The following is a 5441-nucleotide window of genomic DNA, read 5'->3' as shown; positions in this document are numbered from 1 at the left end:
GTGGGTCACGGCCAGCCAGATCCGCTGCACGGCCTGCCCCGCCCGCACGTGGTCGACCGGGCCGTCGTCCGGGGTGTACAGCAGCAGCAGGCACTCCCGGCCGAGCCGGTCAGCCAGGACACTCGGGTGCGGCAGGGCCGTACTGGTGCGCACCAGGCCCGCCCAGGGCAGCGTGTCGTAGGTCAGCCGGGGCCTGGGCAGCCCGCCGCCGGCCTGGTACCCGCGCTGCGCGTTGGTCCACGTGACCAGTTCGCGCTGGTAGCCCCGGTCCTGGCGGAGCACGCGCGCGGCATGGGTGAGCAGAGCGGCCAGCGCGGCGTCCTCCTCGAGCCCGTGCACCGGGCGAGCGGCCACCCCGTCGGTCCGGGCGGCGGCGATCAGCTCGCGGCGCAGTTCGTCGGGGACGGCCGGGTCCTGGAATGGTGCCCGGTGGCTGCGCCGGTACGGAATCGCCGCGTGCAGCGCACGGTCCATAGCAGACGGATCGCGGCGGGCGATGATGTCCACCCGGGCCACCTCGTCGGGCCGGTCCCGCTCGGGGAACAGTTCGGTGTGGGTGTCCCAGCCCAGCACCCGCACGGCGAGCAGCAAGTTGGTCAGCGCCGCGCCGCAGGAGATCAACCGGTCCCGGCCGGTCGTGTCCTGCCACGGCAGCGACAGCTCGTCTCGCTCGAACAGCGACACCGTGCCGTCACCGAACTCCAGCACCCACGGCTGCGTGTTGTGCACCGACGGCGCGTGTTTGACCGCGTAGGCGACCGTCGCGACATCACCTCGGGTCCACTGCGTCATGGTGGTGGTCATCCCCGGTACCTCCGTCCGATCTCGGCCTGCACGGCGGCGCACCGCGCGGCGACGGCGGCGTCGGTCCGCTCGACTTCAGCCGCGGTGTGCACGTGGGCGTCCGGTCCGGGGAAGACCAGTGCGGTCCGGCCGGTGTCCAGCCACCGCACCAGGTACGGCGGCACGCCGTCGGCTGAGCGGACCTGTTCGATCCGGCCCCTGCGGGCGTGCCGGCTGAGGTCATCGGCTTCGATGACCAGCCAGTCACCCGACTGCGCACGCATCGCGTCCTCCTCACCTCGAACCTCTGCCTCGATGGTGGTCGGAACCGGGCCGGGCCGGCAGTGCCGCAGGGCTCTCGCCACAGGGTCCGAAGTCCCCTACGGGCGGGTCCTCGTTCTCTGCCCGGCCGCTAACGCTGGCGGAAGGGTTGGGGTAGAGCGAAAGGGGGCGGACGATGAGCGCCATCCGACCCGATCACGAGACTCTGCGCGGTGCGATCGCGCTGGCCGGGCGGGCACCGTCGGTGCACAACACCCAGCCGTGGCGGTTCCTGATCGGCGAGCACAGCGTGCACCTGATGGCCGACCGAACCCGGGCGCTGCCGGCCACCGACCCCGACGGCCGGGACCTGCTGGTCTCCTGCGGCGCCGCCCTGCACCACCTGCGCGCCGCGCTGGCCGCGCTCGGCTGGAGCAGCGAGGTGCACCGCATCCCCAACCCGGCCGACCCCGACCACCTCGCCGCGCTCGAGCCACATCGGCACCGCCCGTCCGATGAGGACATCGCACTGGCCGCCGCGATCGACCGCCGGCGCACCGACCGGCGCAGCTTCTCCTCCTGGCCGGTGCCGTCCGAACACCTCGAACTGCTGAGCCGCCGCGCCGCCCGGCACGGGGCGCTGCTGATCCCGGTCACCGACGTCCTGCTGCGCAACCATCTGGTGACCGCGATCGACCAAGCGGCCGCCGCCCAACAGGCCGATCCGACCTACACCGACGAACTGGCCACCTGGACCGGCCGCACCCGACTCGCCGACGACGGCATCCTGGCCACCAACACGCTGGCCGGCCCCACGTTCCACGGTGCGGTCCATATGCGCGACTTCCCCCGCGGCACGCTCACCGAGTCCACCGAGCACGCCGCCGAAGACGACGCCGGCGAGCTGCTCGTGCTGGCCACCCCCGACGACGACCCACAATCCTGGCTGCGCGCCGGCGAGGCGGCCAGCGCAGCCCTGCTCACCGCGACCGAGCTGAACCTGGCCAGCTGCCCGCTGTCCCAGGCCCTCGAAGTCGCCAACACCCGCGCCGTCATCCAGGAGCTCGTCCTCGACGACGACGCCGTGCCGCAGTTGATTCTCCGGGTCGGCTGGGCGCACACCGCCGCCGCACCCCTCCCGCGAAGCCCCCGCCGGCCGGTGGATGAGGTCATCGACTTCGTGCCCGGCCTGGCATCCCCGCCGAACGAAAGGTGATGGACATGACTATTCGTGTGGGAATCAACGGATTCGGCCGCATCGGCCGAGACGTGTTCCGCGCCGCCACCGACCGCACCGACAACGCCCTGGACATCGTCGCGGTCAACGACATCACCAGCCCGGACACCCTGGCCCATCTGCTGCGCTACGACTCCACCTACGGCACCTGGCATCAGCACGAGGTTTCCGCCACACCGGCGGCGATCACCGTCGACGGCACCGAGGTGCGGGTGTTCGCCGAGCGCGACCCGGCCGCACTGCCCTGGGCCGAACTGGGCGTGGACATCGTGATCGAGGCGACCGGCAAGTTCCGCACCCGCGACGCCGCCGCCGCACACCTGACCGCGGGCGCCAGGAAAGTCGTGATCACCGCACCGGGCAAGAACGTCGACGCCACCATCGTGCTCGGCGTCAACGACGCCACCTACGATCCGGAGCGGCACCATGTCGTGTCCAACGCCTCGTGCACGACCAACTGCCTGGCCCCGATGGTCGACGTGCTGCACCAGGCCTTCGGGGTCCGGCGTGGCCTGATGACCACCATCCACAGCTACACCAACGACCAGTCGCTGCTGGACGGCCCGCACAAGGATCTGCGCCGGGCCCGGTCGGCCGCGGTCAACATGATCCCCACCTCCACCGGCGCGGCCACCGCGGTCGGCCTCGTGCTGCCGGAACTGGCCGGCCGGTTGCACGGGGTCGCGGTGCGGGTTCCGGTCGAGGACGGCTCGCTCACCGACCTCAGCGTCGAGCTGGACACCCCCGGCACCGCCACCGAGATCAACCGGGCGTTCGCCGAGGCGGCCGGCGGCCGACTCAAGGGCATCCTGCGCTACACCGAGGATCCCATCGTCTCCCGGGACATCATCGGCGATCCGGCCTCGTGCGTCTTCGACGCCTCACTGACCACAGCGGACCACAGCCTGGCCAAGGTGTTCGGCTGGTACGACAACGAGTGGGGCTACGCCAACCGCACCCTCGACCTGGTCGCCATGATGGCCAACACCCTCTGACCGCGAAGGACGCCGCCGCGACCGTTGGTCGCGGCGGCGGCCCTGTGGTTGTGGTTCTACAGGCCGACGGTGGTGGTGTCGTCGACGGCGTAGCTCAGGTTGTTGTGCACCCCGACCACACCGGGCACGGCGCTGGTGAGGTGCTCGGCGACCTGCACCGCGCTGCGGTGTTCCAGCTTTCCCTCCAGCGTGGCCACCCCGTCGGCCACCTGGACGGTGACCGTGCCGGGAATGACCCACATGCCCTTGCTCAGCACCAGTTCCTCGATGTCGTCCCGGATGGCCGCGTCCTCGCGCAGGAACATCGCGAGCACATCGTGCCGGGCCACCACCCCGATCACGACGCCGTCCGGGTCGACCACGACCAGCCGGCGCACCCGCTTGTCGGCCAGCCGCCGGGCGGCCCGGGTGAGGGGTTCCTCCGCGCCGATCGTGATCACCGGAGAGGTCATCACCTCGGCGGCGGTCGTTGCGGCCGCCTTGCGGCTACGGGCCCGGCGCCGCCGCCCCGACCACCACGCCGCGCCGTCGTTGCCGCCGTGGAACTCCTGCTTGGCCATGACATCGGCCTCGGACACGACACCAAGCGGGTGACCACTCCCGTCGACCACCGGCACGGCGCTGATCTTCTTGCCGGCCAGCAGGGCGACCACGTCCTTGAACGCGGCGTCCGGCCCGACGGTGATCGCCGGGCTGGTCATCACCGCGGCCACTGTGGGCTCACGCATCACAATCTCCTTCCGCGCATCGTCGATCTAGGGGCTGAACCCGGTCCACATACCGGCCGGTTCCAAGTCATCGGTGCGGTAGGTCAGCGCGCTGCGCACGCTGACCACACCGGGCACGGCCCGGATCAGATGGGTGGCCAGTCCGGTCTCGCTGCGCCTGGCCAGTTCACCCGCGACGCTGACCACACCGGCCTCGACCGCGACCCGCACCGTCCCCGGCACCAAACCAAGCTCACCGCACAGCACCTTCTCCACCTCGGCGCGGATCTCGCCGTCCGGGCGCAGGAACATGCCGAGAATGTCGCGCCGGGACACCACGCCGACCAACTCGCCGCCATCGACCACGAACAGCCGGCGCACCCCCTGCTCGGCCATCCGGCGCGCGGCGACCGCCACCGGCTCATCCGGCCCGATCGTGACCACCGGGAAGGTCATCACCTCGGCCGCGCACAGGCCCTGCGCGCGGTACCACCGCACCCGCCGGCGCGGCGCACCGTGCGGCACCGGATCGGCCCCGCCATGGAACTCCTGCTTGGCCAACACATCCGCCTCGGACACCACCCCAACGATCCCACCGCCCGGCCCCAGCACCGGCACCGCGCCGATGCCGTTACCCGACAGCGCCGCGACCACGTCCTTGAACGCGGTCCCCGGAGTCACGCTGATCACCTTGGTGGTCATCACCGAGGAAACCTTGGGATCTTCCATCACAGCCTCCTTGGCCCGTATCAGGCCCCTCTACGTTCAGTCAACCGGCACCCGAGTCGCGGCGGCAGAGAACCAGTTCCCGCCCGGCGCGGACCAAAGACCCGGGCCGGGCCGAAGGTCCCATCCAGGAAAGGCCAACGGCGGTGCCCGGCCGACCGGGCGGCGGCCGAGGATGAGGGCACGAAGGAGGGAGCACGATGACCACCACAGCGATTTCCCTGCCGGACAGCCAGATCATCCTCGACATCGCGCGGCACGCCGACGGCGTCGCGTCGGTCTTCCTGGGACACCCACCCGCCGCGGCCGACCCGGCCGCGCGGTGGCACGCCCTGACCGGACAGCTGGCGCGGGCCGGGGCCGAGGTCGACGTCGTCGACGCGGTCGAACGGGCACTGCTGGCCACGACGGCACCCGCGGACGGGCTGGCGGTGTTCGCCACCGGACGCGGGGAACCGGTCATCCTGCACACACCCGGCCTGGCCGGGCCGGACCGGGCCGAGTGGAGCCCGGTGGCCCGCCTCGCCCCGGTGCTGGCCTGGTTGCGGGATCGCCCGCCGTACGTGCTGGTCGTCACCGATCGCACCGGCGCCGACCTCCAGATCAGCGCCGGCGGCGGCCAGACGCCACGGACGACATCAGTTGTCGGGCCAGACGACGAGATCGAGCGCAACGCACCCGGTGGCCGAGCCCAGCCCCGCTACCACAACCGCGCCGAGGACTCCTGGCGGC

Annotated in this window: 6 protein-coding genes and 1 pseudogene; 3 read left to right on the top strand and 4 right to left on the bottom strand. The window is 71.8% G+C overall.

The features are described 5' to 3' along the window. On the bottom strand, positions 1–804 hold an 804-nt coding region (locus VFO68_RS12720; RefSeq protein ID WP_325158451.1), incomplete at its 3' end, for a nitroreductase. Next, positions 801–1067, bottom strand: coding sequence for a DUF1918 domain-containing protein (locus tag VFO68_RS12715; protein ID WP_325158450.1), 267 nt, complete (start codon positions 1065–1067; stop codon positions 801–803). The genes VFO68_RS12720 and VFO68_RS12715, both read right to left, overlap by 4 nt. A gap of 173 nt (positions 1068–1240) precedes the next feature. Between VFO68_RS12715 and VFO68_RS12710 the strand changes: the two genes are divergently transcribed. Together VFO68_RS12710 and gap are read left to right on the top strand one after the other, a co-directional pair. Then, positions 1241–2260, top strand: coding sequence for an Acg family FMN-binding oxidoreductase (locus VFO68_RS12710; RefSeq protein ID WP_325158449.1), 1020 nt, complete (start codon positions 1241–1243; stop codon positions 2258–2260). 5 nt (positions 2261–2265) lie between these two features. Continuing rightward, a complete protein-coding gene (gene gap / locus VFO68_RS12705) occupies positions 2266–3276 on the top strand; it encodes a type I glyceraldehyde-3-phosphate dehydrogenase (RefSeq protein WP_325158448.1) in 1011 nt (336 codons plus the stop codon). A 56-nt stretch (positions 3277–3332) separates the two neighbouring features. Here gap and VFO68_RS12700 read toward each other — a convergent pair whose 3' ends face one another. Both VFO68_RS12700 and VFO68_RS12695 read right to left on the bottom strand, forming a co-directional pair. Continuing rightward, on the bottom strand, positions 3333–4004 hold the full coding sequence (locus tag VFO68_RS12700) for a CBS domain-containing protein (RefSeq protein ID WP_325158447.1): 672 nt from the start codon (positions 4002–4004) through the stop codon (positions 3333–3335). A 27-nt stretch (positions 4005–4031) separates the two neighbouring features. Beyond that, entirely contained in the window at positions 4032–4712 is a 681-nt protein-coding gene (locus VFO68_RS12695) for a CBS domain-containing protein (protein ID WP_325158446.1), read from the bottom strand. Between the two features lie 197 nt (positions 4713–4909). Here VFO68_RS12695 and VFO68_RS12690 point away from each other — a divergent pair. Then, positions 4910–5441 (top strand): annotated as a pseudogene (locus VFO68_RS12690) (hypothetical protein); the annotation flags it as partial.

It is taken from the genome of Actinophytocola sp., from assembly GCF_035712165.1.
GTDB lineage: Bacteria > Actinomycetota > Actinomycetes > Mycobacteriales > Pseudonocardiaceae > DASYTH01.
This window is presented reverse-complemented; position numbering and strand designations above follow the sequence as displayed.

Excerpts from the sequence above, each read along its gene's own strand:
- VFO68_RS12715 (WP_325158450.1), bottom strand. The coding sequence starts at position 1,067 with ATGCGTGCGCAGTCGGGTGACTGGCTGGTCATCGAAGCCGATGACCTC.
- VFO68_RS12710 (WP_325158449.1), top strand. The coding sequence starts at position 1,241 with ATGAGCGCCATCCGACCCGATCACGAGACTCTGCGCGGTGCGATCGCG.
- gap (WP_325158448.1), top strand. The coding sequence starts at position 2,266 with ATGACTATTCGTGTGGGAATCAACGGATTCGGCCGCATCGGCCGAGAC.
- VFO68_RS12700 (WP_325158447.1), bottom strand. The coding sequence starts at position 4,004 with ATGCGTGAGCCCACAGTGGCCGCGGTGATGACCAGCCCGGCGATCACC.
- VFO68_RS12695 (WP_325158446.1), bottom strand. The coding sequence starts at position 4,712 with ATGGAAGATCCCAAGGTTTCCTCGGTGATGACCACCAAGGTGATCAGC.